General features: G+C 57.0%; 20 protein-coding genes, 2 rRNA genes and 1 pseudogene (1 of these 23 running past the window's edge). 8 read left to right on the top strand and 15 right to left on the bottom strand.

Annotation, left to right across the window (positions count from 1 at the left end; all coding sequences use genetic code 11):
* Nucleotides 1-8 precede the first annotated feature (8 nt).
* Both GSVR_RS03600 and GSVR_RS03595 read left to right on the top strand, forming a co-directional pair.
* On the top strand, nucleotides 9-620 hold the full coding sequence (locus GSVR_RS03600; RefSeq protein WP_173202086.1) for a DUF4254 domain-containing protein: 612 nt from the start codon (nucleotides 9-11) through the stop codon (nucleotides 618-620).
* Nucleotides 617-1,318: a glycosyltransferase family 9 protein gene (locus GSVR_RS03595; RefSeq protein WP_203978781.1), complete on the top strand. Its 702-nt coding sequence runs from the start codon at nucleotides 617-619 to the stop codon at nucleotides 1,316-1,318. Before GSVR_RS03600 ends, GSVR_RS03595 begins: the two co-directional genes overlap by 4 nt.
* Before the next feature lie 51 nt (nucleotides 1,319-1,369).
* On the opposite strand, the gene tnpA is transcribed toward GSVR_RS03595, so the two are convergent.
* Entirely contained in the window at nucleotides 1,370-1,807 is a 438-nt protein-coding gene (gene tnpA / locus GSVR_RS03590) for an IS200/IS605 family transposase (RefSeq protein WP_173196373.1), read from the bottom strand.
* A gap of 124 nt (nucleotides 1,808-1,931) precedes the next feature.
* Between tnpA and GSVR_RS22325 the strand changes: the two are divergent.
* From GSVR_RS22325 to GSVR_RS03570, 4 genes and pseudogenes are all read left to right on the top strand, one after another.
* A pseudogene (locus GSVR_RS22325) lies at nucleotides 1,932-2,102 on the top strand (glycosyltransferase family 9 protein); the annotation flags it as partial.
* Between the two features lie 338 nt (nucleotides 2,103-2,440).
* The gene (locus tag GSVR_RS03580) at nucleotides 2,441-3,214 is read left to right on the top strand and encodes a ThiF family adenylyltransferase (RefSeq protein WP_173202088.1); all 774 of its coding nucleotides are present in this window, start codon (nucleotides 2,441-2,443) and stop codon (nucleotides 3,212-3,214) included.
* A gap of 95 nt (nucleotides 3,215-3,309) precedes the next feature.
* Nucleotides 3,310-3,807 carry a ferritin family protein gene (locus GSVR_RS03575; RefSeq protein ID WP_173202089.1) on the top strand — a complete coding sequence of 166 codons (498 nt, stop codon included), beginning with the start codon at nucleotides 3,310-3,312 and terminating at the stop codon, nucleotides 3,805-3,807.
* Between the two features lie 55 nt (nucleotides 3,808-3,862).
* The gene (locus tag GSVR_RS03570) at nucleotides 3,863-4,183 is read left to right on the top strand and encodes a cytochrome C (protein ID WP_173202090.1); all 321 of its coding nucleotides are present in this window, start codon (nucleotides 3,863-3,865) and stop codon (nucleotides 4,181-4,183) included.
* A 118-nt stretch (nucleotides 4,184-4,301) separates the two neighbouring features.
* On the opposite strand, the gene GSVR_RS03565 is transcribed toward GSVR_RS03570, so the two are convergent.
* Nucleotides 4,302-6,344 (bottom strand): sodium-translocating pyrophosphatase, encoded by a 2,043-nt coding sequence (locus tag GSVR_RS03565; RefSeq protein WP_173202091.1) that lies wholly within the window; start codon nucleotides 6,342-6,344, stop codon nucleotides 4,302-4,304.
* Nucleotides 6,345-6,582: 238 nt separating this feature from the next.
* On the opposite strand from GSVR_RS03565, the gene ybgF reads away from it, so the two are divergent.
* Nucleotides 6,583-7,413 carry a tol-pal system protein YbgF gene (gene ybgF / locus GSVR_RS03560; protein ID WP_173202092.1) on the top strand — a complete coding sequence of 277 codons (831 nt, stop codon included), beginning with the start codon at nucleotides 6,583-6,585 and terminating at the stop codon, nucleotides 7,411-7,413.
* A gap of 88 nt (nucleotides 7,414-7,501) precedes the next feature.
* On the opposite strand, the gene hisB is transcribed toward ybgF, so the two are convergent.
* From hisB to GSVR_RS03505, 11 genes are all read right to left on the bottom strand, one after another.
* Nucleotides 7,502-8,089 (bottom strand): imidazoleglycerol-phosphate dehydratase HisB, encoded by a 588-nt coding sequence (gene hisB / locus GSVR_RS03555; protein WP_173202093.1) that lies wholly within the window; start codon nucleotides 8,087-8,089, stop codon nucleotides 7,502-7,504.
* A 12-nt stretch (nucleotides 8,090-8,101) separates the two neighbouring features.
* Nucleotides 8,102-9,154 (bottom strand): histidinol-phosphate transaminase, encoded by a 1,053-nt coding sequence (hisC, locus tag GSVR_RS03550; protein WP_173202094.1) that lies wholly within the window; start codon nucleotides 9,152-9,154, stop codon nucleotides 8,102-8,104.
* Complete coding sequence (gene hisD, locus GSVR_RS03545; RefSeq protein WP_173202095.1) at nucleotides 9,154-10,452, bottom strand: histidinol dehydrogenase; 1,299 nt, start codon at nucleotides 10,450-10,452, stop codon at nucleotides 9,154-9,156. The genes hisC and hisD overlap by 1 nt, the downstream gene beginning before the upstream one ends.
* An 18-nt stretch (nucleotides 10,453-10,470) precedes the next feature.
* Nucleotides 10,471-11,112, bottom strand: coding sequence for an ATP phosphoribosyltransferase (gene hisG, locus GSVR_RS03540; protein WP_173202096.1), 642 nt, complete (start codon nucleotides 11,110-11,112; stop codon nucleotides 10,471-10,473).
* Between the two features lie 94 nt (nucleotides 11,113-11,206).
* Nucleotides 11,207-12,460 carry a UDP-N-acetylglucosamine 1-carboxyvinyltransferase gene (gene murA, locus GSVR_RS03535; protein WP_173202097.1) on the bottom strand — a complete coding sequence of 418 codons (1,254 nt, stop codon included), beginning with the start codon at nucleotides 12,458-12,460 and terminating at the stop codon, nucleotides 11,207-11,209.
* A 335-nt stretch (nucleotides 12,461-12,795) separates the two neighbouring features.
* Nucleotides 12,796-15,168 carry an NADH-quinone oxidoreductase subunit B/C/D gene (locus GSVR_RS03530; protein WP_173202098.1) on the bottom strand — a complete coding sequence of 791 codons (2,373 nt, stop codon included), beginning with the start codon at nucleotides 15,166-15,168 and terminating at the stop codon, nucleotides 12,796-12,798.
* Between the two features lie 94 nt (nucleotides 15,169-15,262).
* Nucleotides 15,263-15,691 carry an NADH-quinone oxidoreductase subunit A gene (locus GSVR_RS03525; RefSeq protein WP_173202099.1) on the bottom strand — a complete coding sequence of 143 codons (429 nt, stop codon included), beginning with the start codon at nucleotides 15,689-15,691 and terminating at the stop codon, nucleotides 15,263-15,265.
* A 120-nt stretch (nucleotides 15,692-15,811) separates the two neighbouring features.
* Nucleotides 15,812-17,158 carry a diguanylate cyclase gene (locus GSVR_RS03520; RefSeq protein WP_173202100.1) on the bottom strand — a complete coding sequence of 449 codons (1,347 nt, stop codon included), beginning with the start codon at nucleotides 17,156-17,158 and terminating at the stop codon, nucleotides 15,812-15,814.
* Complete coding sequence (locus tag GSVR_RS03515; RefSeq protein ID WP_173202101.1) at nucleotides 17,155-17,769, bottom strand: chemotaxis protein CheX; 615 nt, start codon at nucleotides 17,767-17,769, stop codon at nucleotides 17,155-17,157. The genes GSVR_RS03520 and GSVR_RS03515 overlap by 4 nt, the downstream gene beginning before the upstream one ends.
* Before the next feature lies 1 nt (nucleotide 17,770).
* A complete protein-coding gene (locus GSVR_RS03510; protein WP_173202102.1) occupies nucleotides 17,771-18,136 on the bottom strand; it encodes a response regulator in 366 nt (121 codons plus the stop codon).
* An 82-nt stretch (nucleotides 18,137-18,218) separates the two neighbouring features.
* Nucleotides 18,219-19,856: a methyl-accepting chemotaxis protein gene (locus tag GSVR_RS03505; RefSeq protein ID WP_173202103.1), complete on the bottom strand. Its 1,638-nt coding sequence runs from the start codon at nucleotides 19,854-19,856 to the stop codon at nucleotides 18,219-18,221.
* A 183-nt stretch (nucleotides 19,857-20,039) separates the two neighbouring features.
* On the opposite strand from GSVR_RS03505, the gene GSVR_RS03500 reads away from it, so the two are divergent.
* A complete protein-coding gene (locus tag GSVR_RS03500; RefSeq protein ID WP_173202104.1) occupies nucleotides 20,040-20,402 on the top strand; it encodes a helix-turn-helix domain-containing protein in 363 nt (120 codons plus the stop codon).
* Between the two features lie 408 nt (nucleotides 20,403-20,810).
* Here the strand turns inward: GSVR_RS03500 and rrf are convergent.
* Nucleotides 20,811-20,927 (bottom strand): 5S ribosomal RNA (gene rrf, locus GSVR_RS03495).
* 141 nt (nucleotides 20,928-21,068) lie between these two features.
* A 23S ribosomal RNA gene (locus GSVR_RS03490) occupies nucleotides 21,069-22,880 on the bottom strand (it continues 1,141 nt past the right edge of the window).

Here is a 22,880-nt window from a genome sequence, read left to right as displayed (position 1 = left end):
GGATTGGCATGCTGACCCGACTAAACCTTACGAAGCTGGAAGAGAGCTTCGATCGATACTTGACCTTCTGGCACACTGAACCCGAAACATTCGACGGGTTGGATGTAGCCGTCAACCCGATCGCCCTGGAACTGGCCTGGCGCAACTACCTGCTGTGGCACGAGGAAGACAAGGCGCGCCGTACCGACGTGGACGACAGCGCCATTGCTGCCGTCAAACGGGCCATTGACCGGCTCAACCAGCAGCGCAACGACCTGATCGAAAAACTGGATGAGGCTATTCTGGAGGAGCTTTCGAAAACCGTTCCCGAATCTCCGACGGAAGTGATCAATTCCGAGACCCCCGGCAGCATCGTTGACCGCATATCGATCATGTCGCTCAAGGTCTACCATATGGATGAGGACAGCCGCCGCGAAGACATCGACGAACAGCATCGTCAGCGCTCGCTGCACCGTCTGGGAGTGCTCAGACTCCAGCGCCACGACCTTTACGAGGCCCTTGGTTATCTGCTGGAGGACTACCGGGCCGGCCGCAAGCGAATGAAACTCTACAAGCAGTTCAAAATGTACAACGACCCTGCCCTGAACCCCGAATTGTACCGCACGCGGGACCAGGAATGAATATCGCCCTTGTCCGGCTGACCTCCCTGGGGGACATTATTCTCGCCATGTCCTCGCTGCAGGTCATCCGCCGCAGCCTGCCGGAGTGCCGCATCACCTGGGTGGCTGACCAGCGTTTTGCCGAGATTCTCGACCACCATCCCGATATCCAACAGGTCGTGAAGGTCGATCTGAAGGGGTTGAAATCGCGGCGCCCCCTCGCGGCTGCCCTGGCCGCCGCCTACCGTACCCTGGCCGCCCACGGCCCCTTTGATGCAGTCATCGATCTGCACGGCATGATAAAATCGGCGGCTGTCGCTACTGTTCTGGGGGGCCCCCGCTACGGTTTCAGTCGCACGATACGCAAGGAATCGCTGGCCGGACTGTTTTACAATCACACCATCCCGGTCCCTCTGGAAGAACCGGCAACCTGTCGCTACGCCACCTTGGCAGCCCGCAGCATTGGGCTGGAGTTCCGGCCAAGCGACCTCTCTCCTCCCCAGCCCTACCTGTTCTGGGGACCGGAGGACGGGGCAGCAACGGCCGGGTACTTCTCGGGGGAACGGCGCAACATCATCTTCGTGGTCGGGACCAGCGCCGGTTACAAGAACTATCCAGCGGAGGGCTTTGTCCAGTTGGCGGAACTGCTGGGGGAAAACATCCTCGTTTGCCACGGCAGTAAGCATCCCCGGCAAAGCCGGGGGCTTTCAAAGTCGTGAACCGCTCGAAGCGGTTTTTTCAAAAGATTATCTGACCACCACGAGTGGTGGTCATTCTTCGGGCAAAAATGTCAATTGATCCAGACGTTTGTCTTCGTCTTCCTGGTTCCTGATGTAGTTGGCAATTGTTTCCTCGTCAGCACCGACAGTGGATACAAAGTAGCCACGTGCCCAAAAGCTCATACCAGCAAAGTTCTTCTTCTGACCAAGGTACATTCGCGCAATATGGATTGCACTTTTGCCCTTGATGAAACCGATCACCTGTGCAACGGAGTATTTTGGTGGGATCGATATCAATATGTGAATATGATCAGGTTGAAGGTGCCCTTCCACTATCTTGCACTCTTTCTGCCTGGCTAGACTATGAAACAAGTCGGCAAGATATTTCCGGATTCGACCAAACAGCACCTTGCGGCGACATTTTGGAATCCATACAACGTGATACTTGCAATCCCATTTCGTGTGGCATAAACTTTGTGTGTCGTCCATTGAAGCCTCCTTTTCGTGTACTTTGAGCGGTTCACGTTAGGGAGGCTTCTACATATTTCAGGAACTGTCAAACTATTGGGGTCCCCGGCAGAGCCGGGGTTTACCCTAAGGAAATCAACAGGAACGCGCCGTTGCGGAACAGATCGCGGAGCAGTCGCCCCATGTCCGGGTCCTGCCGCCCCTGACACTCAACCAGCTCAAGGCAGCCATCGGACGGGCAGACCTGGTCATCGGCGGGGATACCGGACCAACCCATATCGCCTGGGCCTGCGGGATCCCCTCCATTACTCTGTTCGGGGCCACACCGGTCTGCATCTGTCCCACGGAACGCAACCTGATCTTGGAAACTGCATCCGCTATCAATCTGCGTAAACCCGATTCCCGGGACGATTCGGTCAGCCGCATCCCCGCCGAAGAGATTGCCCGGCTGGCGCGGAAACTGCTGACAGGATCGTGAAGTAGCATCTGATGCCAGAAACGGAGTAACCGGCACGCTGTTTTGGCAGATCCACGTTCGGATTCGCCCGGCCTTGCAGCGTTCCCTTTCAGACTTTGATATGTTCCGCCTTGTCGTTTCTCCGTATTATTCCCAGCTACCATTTATCGAATATCAGTACCACAGGAGATAGCACCATGAGCTTGCATCGTTTCTCGCGCAGCGAGCTGCTGATCGGCCGTAGCGGCCTTGATATTCTTCGCGACAAGCGGGTGATGATCTGCGGTGTCGGCGGCGTGGGTAGTTATGCCGCTGAGGCCCTGGGACGGGCCGGCGTCGGGCACATCACCCTGGTCGACTTCGACGACGTCTGCCTGACCAACATCAACCGCCAGCTGCATGCCCTCACCAGCACCGTCGGCCAGCCCAAGGTCGAGGTCATGGCCCGGCGTCTGGCCGACATCAATCCCAAAGCTGATATCATGCCGGTCAAGGCGTTCTTCTCTGCGGAAAATGCCGAAGAGTTGCTTGCACCGCGGCCGGACTACGTGTTGGATGCCATTGATCATTTCACCGCCAAAAGTGCCCTGATCACCACATGCATCCGTCGGGACATCCCGGTCATCTCCAGCATGGGGGCCGCCAACAAGCTCGACCCGACCAAGATCCACGTGGCCGATATTTCTGCCACCCACAACTGCCGCATGGCCCGTAGCATGCGCAAGATACTGCGCCAGGCCGGTATTGCCGGCGGAGTGCAGGTGGTCTATTCCACCGAGGAACACCGCGAACTCGATCCCGCCAGCTCCAGCGCCTGCGGTGCCGACTGCATCTGCCCTAATCGCGAAGACCAAGTCTTCCGTTGCGAACACCGTCGGGTGATCCTGGGTACGATCTCCTACATCCCTTCCATCTTCGGCCTGACCATGGCCGGAGTGGTGATAAACCACCTATTGGAAAGCCACCCTTGAGATGCCGTTACACCCCCGTGCGCATTTTGTATTGAAGATTTGTTTTTTAAGATTATAATTTAGAGAACACTTTAATCTATGTACGGGGAGGGAACATGGGGAAGGAATACACCGTCCAGGAAGCATTGAAGCTCGCTATTCAAGCCGAAAAGGACAGCATGGATTTCTATCGCAAAGCTGCCTCACTCACCACCAATGAACGTGCCAAAAAAGTATTCGATTTGCTTGCCAATGAAGAGATCGGCCATATCAAGGCCTTTTTCTCGCATTATCAGGGCCAGGAGTTCGGCGACATCACCAGTTTCATCAATTCGCCCCCCGACGAAATGAATCCCACTTACATAAAGCTGATCAAGGCAATCGATGGGGAGATAATCGAGAAGCGGGCACTGGAGTTGGCAATGATCGAAGAAAGGGAATGCGTCGGGCATTACACCCAGATGGCCCAGGGTGTAGTCGATCCGATGGTCAGGGGCATTTTCGAGCGGGTGGTCAAGGAGACACAGGCGCACTACGATATGATCGAATCGGAATATGCCCATGTCATGACCATGGTGCATGAAACCGACCAGAACATTTACGTTCGGGAATAGTGGCCCGATACCCCTGCCGGCTCGGCCGTCAGTCTTTACCTGCGGGAGTTACCCAATGAACAAGCAGTTTGCAACGCTGTTGACCATCGTATCCATCGCTTCTGCAACCACTCTGCCGGCAGTGGAGCCGCCTCCGGCCGGCACTGACCTGGGCAGTGTAAAAGGGGGCGACTTCTCTGCAGCTCAGGGTATCATTGCCAGTAAATGCACCCGCTGTCACAGCGCAGCAGTGATCGATACAGCCCTGCATGCGCGCAAGGATATGATGAGAATCGAACGGGAGATGGAAAAACGGGGCGCCGCGCTGAGCGCCGAAGAACGCGACGTGCTGGGTATTTACTGGAAGCAGCAAACGCCACTCAAACAGAAAAAGTAATCTGATCTCACAGCCAAGGCATCATTTAATTCTACGTCTTTTCCACTCACCTAAAAAAACGGCCCGATCACTCGGGCCGTTTTTCTTTATCCATATTCCGGAAGACCGGAGATACCTTTTACATCATTTTTGCCAAAAGCGGCACGATCAGAAGCGATACGATGTTGATGATCTTGATCATCGGGTTGACAGCAGGGCCGGCAGTATCCTTGTAGGGGTCACCCACGGTGTCGCCGGTAACGGCGGCCTTATGTGCTTCGCCCCCCTTGCCGCCATGATGACCGTCCTCTATGTACTTCTTGGCATTGTCCCAGGCGCCGCCGCCGGTGGTCATGGAGATAGCCACGAAAATGCCGGTAACAATGGTGCCGACGATTACGCCGCCCAGCGCCTTGGGGCCGAGGGTAAAACCGACGATGACCGGGGCCAGGATCGGGATCAGGCCGGGGATGACCATTTCTTTGAGGGCTGTCTTGGTGACGATATCTACACAGGAGGCGTAGTCCGGCTTGCCGGTACCTTCCATGATGCCCTTGATCTCGCGGAACTGACGGCGAACTTCGACGACAACGGCGCCGCCGGCAGTACCGACCGCTTCCATGCACATGGCGGCAAAGTAATAGGGCAGCATGCCGCCGATGAAGAGGCCGACGATGATGTAGGGATCGGAAAGATCGAAGGTGATCGCTTTTCCGGCCATCTTCAGCTCGTCGACGTAGGAGGTGAACAGGATCACGGCGGCCAGACCAGCCGAGCCAATGGCATAGCCCTTGGTGACGGCCTTGGTGGTATTGCCGACCGCGTCGAGCGGATCAGTAACGGCACGGACCGAGTCATCCAGTTCGGACATCTCGGCGATGCCGCCGGCGTTGTCGGTGATCGGGCCATAGGCGTCCATGGCAACGACAATACCAGTGAGGGAGAGCATCGAGACGGCGGCGATGGCAATGCCGTAGACACCGGCGCACTGGAAAGCGACGATGATGCCGGCAGCAATGACGATGACCGGAGCCGCGGTGGCCTTCATGGACACGCCCAGACCGGCAATGACGTTGGTGCCGTGGCCAGTGGTGGAGGCCTGGGCAATGTGCTTGACCGGGCCGTATTCGGTGGCGGTGTAATACTCGGTGATCCAGAAGATGGCGCCGGTTACTACCAGGCCGACGATGGCCGAGATGAAGATATTGGTGGCCGAATAACCGGTCGGGTTGCCAACCGGGAACATCTGGGCGGTAACAAACCAGAAGGCGATACAGGCCAGAACGCCGGAGGCGATCAGACCTTTATAGAGAGCAGGCATGATTTTCTGGCTGCCCCCCAGCTTGACGAAGAAGGTGCCGATGATGGAGGCAACGATCGAGATGCCACCCAGGATCAGCGGATAGCTGACTGCTCCGGCAAAGTTGTTGAAGGCCATCGCACCCAGCAGCATGGCGGCGATCAGGGTTACTGCGTAGGTTTCGAACAAGTCGGCAGCCATACCGGCGCAGTCGCCGACGTTGTCGCCCACGTTGTCCGCGATTACGGCCGGGTTACGAGGGTCATCCTCGGGTATGCCGGCCTCGACCTTGCCCACCAGGTCGGCGCCGACATCGGCGCCCTTGGTAAAGATACCGCCACCCAGACGGGCGAAGATGGAGATCAGCGAACCGCCGAAGCCGAGACCGACCAACTGGCTGACCACTTCCTTGACCGGAGCGTCCGGCATCAGTTTCTGCAGCACCATGTAGTACCCGGCCACGCCCAGAAGCCCCAGACCGACCACCAGCATGCCGGTGATGGCGCCACCTTTGAAGGCGACATCGAGTGCCTTGACGATGCCGCTTTTAGCAGCCTCGGTGGTGCGCACATTGGCACGGACGGATACGAACATGCCGATGAAACCGGTCAGACCAGAAAAGATCGCGCCAATAGCGAAGCCGATGGCGGTTTTTACACCCAGCGTGGCAAACAGGGCTACGAACATGACCACACCGACCACGGCAATGATGGTGTACTGACGCTTCATGTAGGCGCCGGCCCCTTCCTGGATCGCTGCGGCGATCTGCTTCATCCGCTCGTTGCCCTGGGGCAGCCCCAGAATCCATTGTGCGGAGATCAGACCATAGGCTACGGCCGCTGCGGCACAAGCCAAGGCAAAGTAGACTGCATACTGTTCCATTGTGTCGATTCCTCCCTTTATATGGTAGCCGTAAGGCGGTCTTCCAATCGAATGCAAAACGGAAAATTGTTAATGGAAATCGCCTTATTTGTCAACCGTTTTGTTTATCGGTAGCCAGCCGGGCACACAGCGCCCTTCATCAGACAGCTCCCCTTGCCCGCAGTTCTTCCCGGTCTTGTATCGACCGGCGCTCCATGCTATATAAATACCATTCATCTCAGCCAAGGGAGATATTCCTATGAGAATTACCGTCCGTGTCGCCGCGCTGTCTCTTGTTTTGGGCGCCTTATCCGGATGCGCCAGTCAGGGTGCACTGGATGCCGTGAGAAACGACATGGATGCGGTCAAGACCCGCCTTTTTTCAGTGGAAAAAGACCTGGGGGGGGTTCGTGATGAATCCAAAACCGGGCTCGGTTCGATTGAGAAGACCTTCAAGAGTGATGTGGCCGCTGTTCGCAGAATAGCTGCGGATATTCAGGCCACCATCGACGGCACCAAAGGGGATATCCAGGCCCTGAGCGGCAAAGTGGACGATGCCACGCAAGCCCTTAAGAAACCGACAGAGGAATTCAGCCGTTACCGCGAAGATGTGGATAAACGCATAATCCAGTTGGAGGACCGCACCCTCAAGCTCCAAAAAACCCTGGACGACATTGCCAAAAGACTGGCCGAGCAACCAACGTCCAAGGAAGCTGCCACCTCGCCCGATGCGCTGTACCTCAAGGGGCTGGATACCTTCAAGAGTGGTGACATGGCAGGGGCGCGGGAGCTCTTCCAGAAGTTCCTCGAGCAACACCCCCAACACGACCTGGCCTCGAACGCCAATTACTGGATCGGTGAAACCTACTACAGCGAGAAGAATTACGAAGCCGCTATTCTTGCCTTCCAGGAAGTCATCAAAGGTTCTCCGAACAAGGAAAAAGTACCGGCAGCCATGCTCAAGCAGGCCATGGCCTTCCGTGCCATTAACGACGCAAAAAGCGTAAGGTATGTCCTTAAAAAGTTGACCGAGATGTACCCCAAGAGCGAAGAGACAAAGAAGGCAAAGGAACTGCTGAAAGAAATCTGAAAGACGACGGTACTGGAATTAAAAAGAGCGGCCCGCAAAAGGTCGCTCTTTTTTTTTCTCCACTGCAGGCGTGACGGCAGAACCTGCGCTACAGTACTCCCTTGGTGGACATGACCCCCTGCACCCTTGCATCCTGCTGGGTGGCCATGTCCATTGCGCGGGCAAAGGCCTTGAAACAGGCCTCCAGAATATGGTGTACATTATCACCGTATATTACATTGATATGCAGATTGAGCCCGCAATTATTGGCAAAGGCCTGGAAGAACTCGCGGGCCAGCTCCACGTCGAAATCGCCAATCTTCACCTTCGGCAGCGTCGCGTGGTAGACCAAGTAGGGTCTGCCGGAAATGTCCACTGCCACACTGGCCAGGGTTTCGTCCATTGGAACCGTGGCCTGCCCATAGCGCCGGATACCTTTCTTATCCCCCAGCGCCTGCTTGAATGCATCTCCCAATACGATGCCGATATCCTCCACCGTATGATGGAAGTCGATATCGATATCCCCACAGGCCTCCACCGACAGATCGAAAAGCCCATGCCGCGCAAACAGATTGAGCATGTGGTCAAGGAAGGGAACCGAGGTGCAGATGCGGCCCTGACCGGTACCATCGATCTCAAGCGAGAGTTTGATCCTGGTTTCCTGGGTGCAACGCTCCAGAGATACTGTTCGTGACATGCTTTCCTCCTGTTATCCGATCTCAGCCATGGCTGCCAAAGTAAGCTCCATCTCCTCCCGTGTCCCGATCGAAATGCGCAAGCCATGGGCCAGCAAAGAGTCGGAGAGCAGGCGTACCAGTATTTTCCTGGTGTAAAGACCGTCGTAGACCCGCTTACCGTTCCGGTCAGGGGGGGCGGCAAACACGAAGTTACCCTGGGAGGGAATGACCTCGTAGCCGATTCCGCGCAGTTCAGTTGTGAACCATTCCCTTGTTTCGATTATCCGACGGCAGGCATCGCGAAAGTATTCCTGATCCTGCAGTGCCGCCAGACAGGCAGCCTGGGCAAGACGATCCAGGTTGTAGTGGTCGCGGATCTTGTCCAGTGCAGCAATGATCTCGGGGCGGGCAATGGCCAACCCGATGCGCATGCCTGCCAGGGCATAACTTTTGGAGAGCGTTCGGGTCACGACCACGTTGTCGTACCGTTTTACCAGCTCCAGGGCGTTGGTCCCTGCGAAATCGGCATAGGCCTCGTCTACCACCAGAAGGCCACTGCAGCTCCGTGCCAGATGCTCGATGTAATCTATCGGAAAGGCGAAACCGAGCGGAGAGTTTGGAGTGGTCAGAAAGAAGATCCTTCCGCTGTAACGCTCCGGGAAGTCCTGGATGCGAAAATCACCGGTCAGGCCATAGGTACGGACCACGGCACCCTGGATTTCGGAAAGGGTCGAATAATACGAGTAGGAGGGATGCACGTACCCCACCTCCTGCCCTTCCGCTGCACAGGCACGGATCAGGTTGTTGAGCACCTCGTCGGAACCGTTGGCCATGATGATCCAGGAGGGGTCGAAACCATAGAGGGCCCCGGCGGTCTCGCGCAGCTTCTGGCTGGAGGCGCAGGGATAGGTGCGCAGACTGGCGCCGTCACTGCCGAGCTCCTCCCTGATCGCCTCTATCACCCTGGGGGACGGCGGATAAGGATTCTCGTTGGTGTTCAGCTTAATCCATGAGGCGATGTCAGGGGGCTGGTAACCGGGGACGTAGCCGTTCATGGCGGCGATAGTGGGGCGCAGTGTAATCATCAGGTAAAATCCCCCGTTCTGATGCTGACCGACTTCCCGTGCGCCTCCAGCCCCTCCAGGCCGGCGATGCGGACGATCTTTTCGCCCAGACGTTTGAGCCCGCTTTCCGAGAAGTAGACGATCGAAGATTTCTTGACGAAATCATCCACGGAGAGCGGCGAGAAAAAGCGCGCCGTGCCGCCGGTCGGCAGGGTGTGGTTGGGACCGGCCAGATAGTCGCCGGCTGCTTCCGGTGTCCAGTGCCCCATGAAAATGGCGCCGGCATTGGTGATCTGCGGCAGGATCGCAAAGGGGTCGCTCACCGCCAGCTCCAGGTGCTCCGGGGCGATGCGGTTGGAGAAGGCGATGGCCTCGTCCAGCGAACCGGCAATAATGATCGCACCGTAGCGTTCCCACGATGCACGGGCGATCGTCTCCCGCGATAACGCCGCCAGCTGGAGTTCCACTTCGGCAGCGACCCGCTCGCCGAATGCACGGTCAGTGGTGATCAGAATAGAAGAGGCCAGCTCGTCGTGCTCGGCCTGGGACAGAAGGTCGGCAGCAATGTGGGCCGGCGTGCCGCTGCCGTCGCTGATGACCAGGATCTCGCTCGGTCCGGCGATCATATCGATGCCGACCTGGCCGAAGACCAACTTCTTGGCGGTTGCCACATAGATGTTGCCCGGTCCGGTAATCTTGTCCACCCGCGGAATGGTCTCGGTGCCGTAGGCCAGCGCCGCCACAGCCTGAGCGCCGCCAATGCGGAAAATGCGGTTCACACCGGAAAGCCTGGCAGCCACCAACACGTGTGGGTTGATCTCCCCCCCCGGCGTCGGCGCAACCATGATGATCTCGCCCACCCCTGCCACCCGGGCCGGTACGGCGTTCATGATCACGCTGCTGGGATAGCTGGCCTTGCCACCCGGCACATAGATCCCCACCCGAGCCAGGGGGGTCACCTTCTGCCCCAGCATGACATCCGGCTCTTCCGTGGAAAGCCAGGTCTGCTGTTTCTGCTTTTCGTGGAACCTAGCCACCCGCTCCACCGCCAACTGCAGGGCGGCGATGTCCTTTTCTCCGACCTGACTGAAAGCAGCCTCGATCTCCGTTTCACTCACTTCCAGCTCAGCCAGGGAAGTCGCCTCGAGTCTGTCGAAGCGTTTCGTCAAGTCCATCACCGCCGCGTCACCACGCCGACGTACATCAGCAATAATGTCCAGGACGACTTGTTCAACCTCGCGACCGGTCTCCTCGCTACGCGCCAGGATTGCGGCAAATTGGGCATCGAAATTACTATCGGCTATATCGAGGAACAGCATGGATTCACCTTTTCAGGATTATTGCAGGATCCGCTCCAGGCCCTGGATGATTTCGGTAATGCGCGTGTGTTTGGTCTTGAGACTGGCTTTGTTGACGATCAGCCGTGTGGTGATTTCCGCGATTGTTTCCACCTCCACCAAGCCGTTCTGTTTCAGGGTTTCGCCGGTGGAGACCAGATCCACGATCCGCTCGGACAGCCCCACCAGCGGCGCAAGCTCGATGGAGCCGTACAGCTTGATGACCTCCACCTGGATACCCTTGGCAGCAAAGTAACTCTCTGCCACATGGGGATATTTGGTGGCTATACGGATATGGGACCAGCCCGAGGGATCGTCATTCTTGGCAAGGTTGGCAGGTTCCGCCACCATCATGCGGCAGTAGCCGAATTTCAGGTCCAGCGGTTCATAGACATCCTTGCCCTGCTCCATCAGGGTGTCCTTGCCGACGATGCCCAGATCGGCGCTGCCGAACTCCACATACGTGGGCACATCAGTGGCCCTGACGATCATGTAACGCATCTTCTGGGCCGGGTTCTCGAAGATCAGCTTGCGGGAGTCGGAGAGCAGCTCGCGGCAATCGATGCCGATGTTGCCGAACAGCTCGACCGATTCCTCCAGAATGCGTCCCTTGGGAATGGCAATGGTAATCCAGTCGTTCATATTCAGGGATCGGGGACCGGAAACTGGGAACCGGGAGCGGCACGATCTTTTGACGTTGCCGACACCTGGTCCCCAATCCCTGGTCCCTGTTTCCTCACTCCTTTACTCTTACGATATCCGCACCCAAGGCGGCCAACTTTTTCTCGATCGACTCGTACCCGCGGTCCAAGTGGTAGATGCGCGAGATCTCGGTGGTTTCGGCGGCTGCCAGGCCTGCCAGGATCAGCGAAGCTGAGGCGCGCAGATCGGTCGCCATTACCGGCGCTCCGGAGAGTTTTTTGACCCCCTTGACCGTGGCTGAATTGCCCTCTATCACAATATCCGCACCAAACCGCAGCAACTCGGAGACGTGCATGTAACGGTTCTCGAAGATATTCTCGGAAATGACGCTGGCTCCCTCGGCCAGGCACATCAGAGCCATGAACTGGGCCTGCATGTCGGTCGGGAATCCGGGATAGGGCCTGGTCTTGATGTTGACGCTCTTGAGCTTCTTGGGTGCTTTGACCCGCACCACGTTGTCCCGGCTGGTGATCTCGACGCCGGCATCCTGCAGCTTGAACACCAGTGCATCGAGGTGTTCGGGTTTCATACCGCTGATCCTGATATCGCCGCCGGTAATGGCGGCAGCTATCATGAAGGTGCCGGCCTCGATCCGGTCCGGCATGACCGAATAGGTGGTCGGGAAAAGTTCCGTCACCCCCTGAATTCTCACGGTATCGGTTCCGGCTCCTTCGATCCTGGCTCCCATCTGGTTGAGGATCTGCGCCAGATCGACGATTTCCGGCTCCCGGGCAGCGTTTTCCAGGATGGTTTCACCCTTGGCCGTGGCTGCCGCCATCATCAGATGTTCCGTACCTCCGACCGTGGAAATGTCGAAATTGATCCGCGCACCCTTGAGCCGCTTGGCCTTGGCCTCGACATATCCGTGCTCTAGGTTTATTTCGGCCCCCAGAGCCTGGAGCCCCTTGAGGTGGAGATTGATCGGCCGGGCTCCAATGGCACAGCCGCCAGGAAGCGAGACGCGGGCCTTGCCGAAGCGTGCCAGCAGGGGGCCGAGCACCAGTACCGAGGCGCGCATGGTTTTGACCAACTCGTAGGTAGCTTCACAGCTGTTGATGCCGGCGGTATCAATCGTAACGATATGGCCGTTCCCCACGACCTGCGCCCCCAAGCTCTCCAGCACCTTGATGGTCGTATTTATGTCGCGCAGGAACGGTACGTTTCGGATCTCGTTCTTGCCCGGGGCCAATATGGTTGAAACGAAAATGGGCAGGGCTGCATTCTTGGAGCCGCTGACCTGCACATCCCCTTTCAGTTTGTTGCCGCCCTTGATAATGAGTTTGTCCACTCTGAGTCACCTTTTGCGATAAATTTTTCTATAGTAGACCATGCCCCTGCTGTTGTAAAACGGAAATGAGCCCGAACAGCTGCAGCGTACAAAAAAGGTGCGCGACATATCTGCGATAACATCCGGGAAATCACGGAACGCGGCTGGCCTAGTGAGCCGAGTATCGCAGGGGCCTGTAATGAGTCAAGAATTCGATCGGAGAGGTATCAGAAGCCTGCCTGGGATAATAATCATAAAGGTAAGAAGCGACGTTGAAGGCTTGTATGCGGCTGCATGGGAACATGCGCCAGACATGCCAAGCGGGTGTTGCGGCTTCAGCTCAATGGTCCGCTTCCTTATCTGTCCAGGTCCGCCAGTACAAAATCGACCGAGCCCAGGATAGCCAGGAAGTCGGCCACCAGCCAGCCACGGCTCATCGTCGGCAGGGCCTGGATATGAGGAAAGCTGGGGGTGCGAATGCGCAGGCGGTATGGGATATTCAGGCCGTCAGACACGGCGAAATAACCGTTTTCCCCTTTGGGGGCCTCGATGGCGCTATAGTTTTCTCCCCTCGGCGGGGCCATACCGCGAGTGCTGTTGACAAAATGGTGGATCAAGGACTCGATGTCCTTCAGGGTGTCCGGCTTCTGAGGCAGAACATAACGGTAATCATCCGTTATCCAGCGGCCTCCTGGCATGCCGCGCAGGGCCTGTTCCACAATGCGCAAGGACTGGCGTATCTCTTCCATCCGCACCAGATAACGGGCCCAAGAATCCCCCCCCTCTGCCACTGCCACATCGAACTGGAACCGTTCATAGCCGGCATAGGGCATCTTCTTGCGGAGATCCCAATCCATACCGCATGCCCGCAGGTTCGGTCCGGAAAGCCCCCATTCCTTGGCTTCTTCGCATGAAATGGCCCCAACTCCCTCCAGTCGTTTTCTGAAAATCGGGTTGCCATTGACAAGCTGTTCGTACTCCTTGAGGCGCCCGGGCATCCAGGCCAGGAAAGCCTGGACCGGCGTTTGCCACCCCTCGGGCAGATCCTCGGCCACTCCGCCGATACGGAACCAGGCCGGATGCATCCTGCCGCCGGTGATCATCTCCACGATATCGAAAATCATCTCCCGATCGGTAAAAGTGTAAAAAACCGGCGTCATGGCGCCCACATCGGCGGCAAATGTGCCCAGCCAGACCAGATGATTGGCGATCCGGAACAGCTCGGCCAGCATGATGCGAATGAATACGGCCCGATCGGGAATCTGAATACCGCACAGACGTTCGACCGAGTTGACATACGCCAGATTATTCTGCACCCCGGCCAGATAGTCGATGCGATCGGTGTAGGGTATGAACTGGTTCCAATGCTGGCGTTCGGCGATTTTCTCGGCCCCGCGATGATGGAAGCCGATATCGAAATCGACATCCGTAATCTGCTCACCATCCAGCTTGAGAATACAGCGCAGAACACCGTGAGTACCGGGATGTTGCGGTCCCAGGTTCAATATCAGCTCCCCCTCGGACACGCGCTCGAAGAAGTCGCTGGCAGGCAACGCTTTGTGACGCCGGGCATCCTCCACGGTGTACGGGGGCATTTCGGTGGCACGGAAAGGATGCGACTTGCGCAGAGGATGCCCCTGCCAGTCATGGGGCATCAGGATTCTGCGCAGGTTGCGGTGACCGTTGAAACGAATGCCGAACATGTCATAGACTTCACGCTCGTACCATGAGGCGGCTGGAAACAGGGAGGTGATACTGGGCAGTTCCGGTGAATCGCCTTCAAGTTCAGTCTTGATGCGGACATATCCAGGCTGGTCAAAGGAAAGCAGGTGATAGTTGACGGTAAAGTCTCGGTATTGCGATCTGTCGCGTCTGCACGAATCATCGACGGCGGCAATGTCTTCCAGACGTTGAAAACGGGCACCGGAACGATTCTTGAGATGCTGCAGCACCTGGGGAACCAAGTCAGGACGGGTGCGCAGGGTGAGCATGTCAGTGGCCGCAGGATCAACGCTAACGTCGGTTCCAAACAGCTCGCTCACCTCCTGAGGCAGTCCGAAGTCCGAATACTCATGCCGGGCAGCAGGCGGACGCCACATTTCGTCGGAGCGAGGCAGCCAGAAATGTGGGTGTCTGACCGACGTACCCCGGACCGGGATCGCTTCCATGCCTGGCCCACGGGGATCGTTGAACTTGCTCTCCCCGGGCACGAGGACCGGCACCGTGGTCCCTTGATTGCCACCACGCATGTGCAACACCGGTCGGGCAGGACGTTCCTCCTTGCGGATCTTCTCCTGCAGCAGCATCAGCCCCTGAAGAAAGGCCTCCGGGCGCGGCGGGCAGCCGGGGACATACACGTCCACCGGAAGAATCTGGTTGACCCCCTGGACCACGCTGTAGACATCGTACATGCCGCCGGAATTGGCGCAGCTGCCCATGGAAATCACCCAGCGCGGCTCAGCCATCTGTTCGTAGAGGTGCAGGATGGAGGGGGCCATCTTGGTGAAGACGGTGCCGGCAATCACCATCAGATCGGCCTCGCGCGGCGTGCCCCTGAGCACTTCGGCACCGAAACGGGAAATATCGTGCCGAGACGTAAAGGAGGTCATCATTTCGACAAAGCAACAGGAAAGTCCGAAGAACATCGGCCAGAGGGAATTGGAGCGTCCCCAGTTGATCAGGTCATCCAGGCGGGTGAGGATAATGTTGTTTTCAAGATGTTCCGGCATTGGGCTGCCTTTCAGGGACCGGGATCAGGGACCGGAAAAACCCGTAGCATGACAGGGAGACACAGAGACATGGAGAACACACGTTGCAGTCTTTTCAGGGAGAACCAAAAGCCTTTCGGGTTTCCCGGTCCCCGGTCCCTGATCCCTGATCACTGCTTTTTGCCGGTCCCCAGTCGAGTCCCCCTTTGAGCCAGAGCCAGACCAGACCAGCAGTCAGCAAAACAATAAAGACAGTTATCTGCATCAGGCCAACCGGTCCCAGAAGATCCCAGGCAACGGCCCAGGTGAAAATAAAGGCCGTCTCGACGTCGAAGATGATGAAGAAGATCGCAACCAGGTAAAAAGGGACTGGCCAAGCCAGACGCGCCGAACCGCTGGGAAATACACCCGACTCGAACGGACTTCCCTTGGCTGCCGACCGGCGTTTGGCACCCAGCCACCAGGCAGCCATCAGCAGGCCGCCGATGAGGGCTACCGTGACAGCTCCATAGATCAGAAGAGAATAGAAGGAATCGGCAAGCATGCTGAGAAGTATATCAGAAGTGTGGTGACGATTAAACAGTATTTAACGGCAGGGTTTCAGGAGCACGCCGGGGAGTTGCAGCACTGCACGCAGCAGGGTAGTCGTTGCCGCGGTCACATCTTACGCCTTATGGCACATGATCCGGTTCCTTCCCTTTGACTTGGCGACATACAGGGCATGATCGGCCACCCTGATAAGTTCGGTAAACGAGCGGTCCCGCGTGGGGATGACGGTTCCGACACCGAAACTCGCCGTCACCACCCCACTCACCTTTGATGTCCTGTGTCCGATAGACAGCGCCTCCACGTCCCTCCGGATCCCCTCGGCAATGATGGCCGCATCGGCGGAGGTGGTCATGGGCAGCAGCACCACGAATTCCTCGCCGCCATACCGCGCCGTAAGGTCTCCGGGTCGGCGCACCGCACAATTGACTACGTTGGCAACGGCTCCGAGGCAGCGGTCACCTTCCTGGTGGCCGTAGGTATCGTTGTAATCCTTGAAATAGTCGATGTCCAGGATGATGAGGGAAAAGGGGGCCGGTGCCCGCAGTGCCCGGCGCCACTCGTTTTCCAACTCCTCGTCGAAGGTGCGGCGGTTGAAAAGACCGGTCAGTCCGTCGCGCATGGAGAGGTAGCGGAGTTCTTCCTCCATCTTCTTCCGTTCGGTAATGTCGCTGAAAATGGCGGCGAATTTGCGGATAAAGCCGTTCTCGTCCCTGATGGCGCTGATGGTCATGTCCTGGGGATAGATCTCACCGCTTTTACGCCGTTCCCAGATCTCCCCTGTCCACAGGCCTTCCTTGAGGATGCTGTTCCAAATATGGGCGTAGAAGGCTTGGTCGTGCTTCCCGGATTTGAGGATGCGCGGAGTGTTGCCCACCGCCTCGGCCGCGCTGTAACCGGTGATTTGTTCAAAGGCCGGGTTGACCGAGATAATCACCCCGTTGGCGTCGGTCACGAAGATGCCTTCGCTGGTGCTGGCAAACACCGATGCCGCGAGCCTGAGCTGAACCTCGGCCTTTTTCCGCTCCTCGATCTCCCGCAGCGCCTGGGTGTGCAGGGTTCGGGAATTCTGGGCGAGCCTGGTCAGGTCGGTCACATCCTGGATGGACACAAGGGCATGGAGCTCCCCTCCAAGGAACAGCGGGGTCACCGTGGTATGCTGGATGCGCTCCCTGGCATTGGGAAATGACGTGGGGATGAACCTGCGGTGCAGCTGGGAAGAGAAGACAACAGACGGTCCGCCGTCGAACAGGGGGATGATGCGGTCGGTATAACGGCTGTCCGCCAGATGCGGATAATAGTCGGTGATGGTTTTTCCCACGATCTCTCCCCGCTGGATGCCGGTCCACTCCTCCAGCAGCGCATTCCAGCAGATCACAGTGAAATCGCGGCTCAGCACAATCGCCCCCAGGGGGAGATTATCGAGTATGATGAAGCAATCGTCGATTTTCGCGTGGCCGTTCATAGCTTGAGTACAGGTTCCATGGCTGCATTGATGGCGCGTTTGAGTATGTCGAAGGACCCGATCTCGAACAACAGGATGATCTCCCCCTCGATGCGGTCGCTTTCCACGATGAACCGGGTGGTGGCGGAGAGCACCGGGGCGTCTTCCTCCAAGTCCATATGCAACACGGAAGAGACGCTCCCCTCCACATAGGAGGGGATGGAATAGGTAAGGCGCGTCTCCAGAATGTTGCCGAATGCGGCCATGACGGCATTGAGGATGATGTTGCCCACCTCGCTGAGTGTGCCGATCTTGATGGCATCCAGGTCGTCGGAAAAGGACTCCTCTCCAACGAGAACATCAACGAGCTTGGCGGCGCTATCAGGGGGAAAGACCAGGGAAGAGACGCCGGTGATAGGACCCCTGAACCTGAGCCTGACCGCCGATACGCTGGTTGACCGCACGACGCCCAATTCGCGGTCTATGTCCCTGAATGGAATGATATCCACGCGCGGAACATCAAGGGTGATGTGGTTGTTGAGCAGCCCGTTGAGCATCCCGGCAGCCTTGCCAACGCCGATGTTGATGATCTCGCGGAGCGCATCCTTCAGTTCGGGGGATGTTGTGTTCACATTACGCCCCCTTCGCCAGAACATTCTCTACGGTAGCCAGGAGGGTTTCCGGGCGGGGCGGCTTGTGCAGCACATCACGGGCGCCCAGTTCCAGGCAGTCGTTGCGGGTCTTCTCCTGAACATCGGCGGTCAGGATGATGACTGGTATCCGGTTATTGGCGTTGCGCAGTGCCAGCAGAAGCTTCTGGCCGTCCATCCCCGGCATGAGCATGTCTGCGATGATACAGTCGGGAGTGCGCGTCGTCAGGGCTTTCAGCCCCGCTATCCCGTCCTCCGCCTCCATCAGCTCGTGCCCGGCCTTCTTGAGTATCTTGCCGGTGAGATTGCGGGCAAAGCTCGAATCATCCACCAAGAGGATCAATGCCATGATCGGATTCCTTTGAATATGGTTCGACAAAAAAGGGGGGAAATTATTGCATCAGGGCAATGCATCTGTCAAGGTATCCTTCCTACGATAACTTGAACTGTCGCACCAGCCGTTGCAACTCCTCGGCATTGCCGTTGAGCTGGCTGGCAACGGTGGCCGCCTCGTGGGCGCAGCCGGCGGTATCGCCTACGATTGTATTGATCTGGTATATGTTCCCGGATATTTCCATTGTCGTGGCAGTCTGTTCCTCCGCTGCCGTGGCAATCTGGCTGACCTGCATGGCTGCTGCGTTGACCTGCGTCAGGATGCCCTGCAACGCTTCGCCGGACCGGGCTGCCTCGGCGGTGCCATTTTCCACCTGACGAACCCCCTGTTCCATGGCTGCCACGGCCCCCCTGGTTTCCTGCTGAATGGTCTTGATCATTTCGCCGATCTCGCGGGTGGCTCTTGTCGTGCGCTCCGCCAGTGCGCGCACCTCGTCGGCAACAACGGCAAAGCCCCTGCCCTGCTCTCCGGCGCGGGCCGCTTCGATGGCGGCATTCAGCGCAAGCAGGTTTGTCTGATCGGCGATATCTTCGATGGTTCCAATAATTTCCCCGATCTGGTCGCTGCGGGCTCCCAAGCTTTCAACCGTTTTTGCCGATTCCTGCACCTTGTCGGCGATCTGCCCCATGACCACTACTGTTCTCTCGACAACCTCAACACCATTACAAGCCGATTGGGAAGAACTCTTGGCACTTTCGGCGGCCATCTGGCAATTCCGGGCAATGTCGCCCGATGTGGCCGACATCTCTTCGCTGGCAGTGGCCACGGTGCCGGCCTGAGCGGCGATTTCCTCGGCGCCCGCGGCGATCCGTCCGGCCGTGGACTTCAATTGGGTGGCTGCTGTAGCCACTTGGCTGGAGGTGTCCGATACGTGGCCGATGATCGTGCGCAAGTTTTCGATCATGGTTTTGAAGGAGCAGGTCAACTGCCCGATTTCGTCTCCCGAACACGAGGATATTTCGATGTTCAGCTCTCCATTGGCCACCTTTTTTGCCTGACCGGCCAAACTGATGACCGGAACCGTTATGCTGCGCGATATGAAATATGTCAGCAGCATGGTCAGCACCAACATGATGCATAATGCGGCGCCCATCCCGATCTGAATCTTGTGCATCTGGCTGCTGATATCGTCGATATAGATGCCGGTTCCCACAATCCAGCCCCAGGGACGGAAGAGTTCCACACAGGAGAGCTTGGGAACCGGCGTGGCATTTCCTGGCTTTGGCCACTGGTACAGAACGAACCCCTTGCCCTTGTCTTTGCAAACTGTGGTCATCTTCACGAAAAAATAAGTGCCGTTGACGTCCTTTTCCTGGCTCATGTCCCTGCCATTGAGCTCCGGCTTGATGGGGTGCATGACCATCCTGCTTTCAAGATCCTGTATCCACAGGTAATTCGCGCCGTCGTACCGAATGGCGGCAAGACGTTCGGCAGCCTGCCTCTTGGCCTCGTCCACGGTCAGGCTGCCGGCTTCGACCTGCTTCTGAAAGGAGCCCAGCAGGCTCGTCGCCTGTTGGAGGTACATTGCCAGGGCATGCTGTTTTTCCTTCATTATCAGGTCGCGGGTGAAGGGTATCAGCAGGGTTGCTGCCAGTATCAGCAACAGCGCGGACACCAGCGCGATACTGATTGTTTTGGTGAAAATGCTCCAGTTGCGATAGCGCTTGAACTTCATCCGTATCTCCTCATTATGTAAATGAACGAAACACACTCGGAACCGTCATGAAGCCTCTCCTTCGGCCTCGTTGTAGACATGCCTCACGTGGCGTGTATACACTTTTTACGTGGTTTTAGTCAACGAATTTAAACACTTTTTGTGTGGTAGTTGCAGAGAAAACATCTCTGGTATAGTACTGCCATGAAAAAGAGAATCATCACCAGCAGCGAGATCGGTGAAACGATCAAGCGTCGCAGGCAGGAACTGGGACTTTCCCAGGAGCGCCTGGGCGAAATGCTCAACGTCTCCTATCAGCAGGTGCAGCGCTACGAGAACGGCTCAAACAAGCTCAATGTAGAGAACATCCAGGTTATTGCCGATCTCCTGGGTCTGCCGGTGGCCTCTTTTTTTGCTTCGGTTTCCGTATCCGCCGTTGCGGAACCCCAAGCACCGTACGCTGCCCCTGAGGAAAAAAACCTTCTCAAATATTTCAGGAAGATTTCAGACAGACGTGATCGGACAGTGATCGTCAGCGTCGCCCGCCTTGCCGCCGAAAAATCCTGAAATCACCACATCGAGCCGCCTCGTCCCTTACCAGGAAGAGCGGGCGTTGAATGCAGAGAGGGACAGGCAACGTGCCTGTCCCTCTCTGTGCTTGTAGGTTTGGGGAGCTACTATCACGATTATACGGCTGTGGGCGCAGATCACGACTGTTTTCGGCGGGTGAGTCTGAAGAGGGGAAAAACAGATTATTGATGGGAAACGGCGGCGGCAAGATCATTCACCGGATTCGACCACCCGTTTCTGATGGCAGAAGGGACAGGAGTGGCACCATGGCCGCATCCGATTGGACGCCGGGATCAGGGCCGACTTGCCGTGCTCCATGAAAAACCGCCTGCTTGTGTCAGATATGCGGCTTTAAACACAAAAAGCCCCCATCAGTTCTGATCTGATGGGGGCTTCTCTATTTATTCCCGGCGGCGACCTACTTTCCCACACAGCTGCCCGTGCAGTATCATCGGCCCTGAGGGACTTAACTTCCGTGTTCGGGATGGGAACGGGTGTGGCCCCCTCGGCATAGCCACCGAGAAATCGGCAGTAAAGACATTTGGGCAAACGTCTCTACAAATCGTTATCAATTGCATTCGTGGTGTTTGTTCAGGCTGTATATCTGGTGGATATATCCGGCCTGGGGGAAGGAGACCTTCCCCCGAGCCGTATTTCATTTTTATGGTCAAGCCTCACGGCCGATTAGTACTGGTCAGCTAAACACATTGCTGTGATTACACACCCAGCCTATCAACGTTGTGGTCTACAACGGGCCTTCAGGGGTTGTTACACCCAGGGATACCTAATCTTGAAGGAGGCTTCCCGCTTAGATGCTTTCAGCGGTTATCCTTTCCGTACATAGCTACCCAGCGACTGCGCCTGGCGGCACAACTGGAACACTAGCGGTACGTCCATCCCGGTCCTCTCGTACTAAGGACAGCTCTTCTCAAGTATCCTGCGCCCACGGTAGATAGGGACCAAACTGTCTCACGACGTTTTAAACCCAGCTCGCGTACCGCTTTAATTGGCGAACAGCCAAACCCTTGGGACCTACTTCAGCCCCAGGATGCGATGAGCCGACATCGAGGTGCCAAACCTCCCCGTCGATGTGAACTCTTGGGGGAGATCAGCCTGTTATCCCCGGAGTACCTTTTATCCGTTGAGCGACGGCCCTTCCATACAGAACCGCCGGATCACTATGACCTACTTTCGTACCTGCTCGACTTGTGGGTCTCGCAGTCAAGCTCCCTTATGCCATTGCACTCTACGCCCGGTTTCCAATCGGGCTGAGGGAACCTTCGCGCGCCTCCGTTACTCTTTGGGAGGCGACCGCCCCAGTCAAACTACCCACCAGACAGTGTCCCCGACCCGGATTACGGGCCCAGGTTAGACATCCAAAACAACCAGGGTGGTATTTCAAGGACGACTCCACCGACACTAGCGTGCCAGCTTCATAGTCTCCCACCTATCCTACACAAGCTATTCCGAATGTCACTGTCAAGCTATAGTAAAGGTTCACGGGGTCTTTCCGTCTTACCGCGGGTACTCGGCATCTTCACCGAGAATTCAATTTCGCTGAGCCACTGGTTGAGACAGCGCGGAAATCGTTACGCCATTCGTGCAGGTCGGAACTTACCCGACAAGGAATTTCGCTACCTTAGGACCGTTATAGTTACGGCCGCCGTTTACTGGGGCTTCGGTTCAAAGCTTCGCTTGCGCTAACAAATCCCCTTAACCTTCCAGCACCGGGCAGGCGTCAGACCCTATACATCGTCTTACGACTTAGCAGAGTCCTGTGTTTTTAGTAAACAGTCGCTACCGCCATTTCTCTGCGACCCTCTTCGGCTTCACGTGCGAATCGCTACACCTAATGAGGGCACACCTTATCCCGAAGTTACGGTGTCATTTTGCCGAGTTCCTTAACCAGTGTTCTCTCAATCACCTTAGGATTTTCTCCTCACCCACCTGAGTCGGTTTACGGTACGGTCACCTGCTGTCTGAAGCTTAGAGGCTTTTCTTGGAAGCATGGGATCAACGACTTTGTGAGCATACGCTCTCGTCATCACGTCTCAGCGTTAATGGAAAGGTGGATTTGCCTGCCTCTCCCGCCTACACGCTTGAACCGGGACAACCAGCGCCCGGATCGCCTACCCTTCTCCGTCCCCCCATCGCAACAACAGGTGGTACAGGAATATTAACCTGTTTCCCATCAACTACGCCTTTCGGCCTCGCCTTAGGGACCGACTAACCCTCCGCAGATTACCTTTACGGAGGAAACCTTGGGTTTACGGTGTGCGGGTTTCTCACCCGCATTTTCGCTACTCATGTCAGCATAATCTCTTGTGATACCTCCAGCCGTCCTCACGGTCGACCTTCACAGGCTTACACAATGTTCCTCTACCGCTGGCGTCTTAAGACGCCAACCCGTAGCTTCGGTACTACGCTTAGCCCCGTTACATTTTCCGCGCAGACCCACTCGACCAGTGAGCTATT

Source organism: Geobacter sp. SVR, from assembly GCF_016865365.1.
Classification (GTDB): domain Bacteria; phylum Desulfobacterota; class Desulfuromonadia; order Geobacterales; family Pseudopelobacteraceae; genus Pelotalea.
Note: the sequence above shows the minus strand (reverse complement) of the source record. Positions and strands in the feature narration are given on the sequence as shown.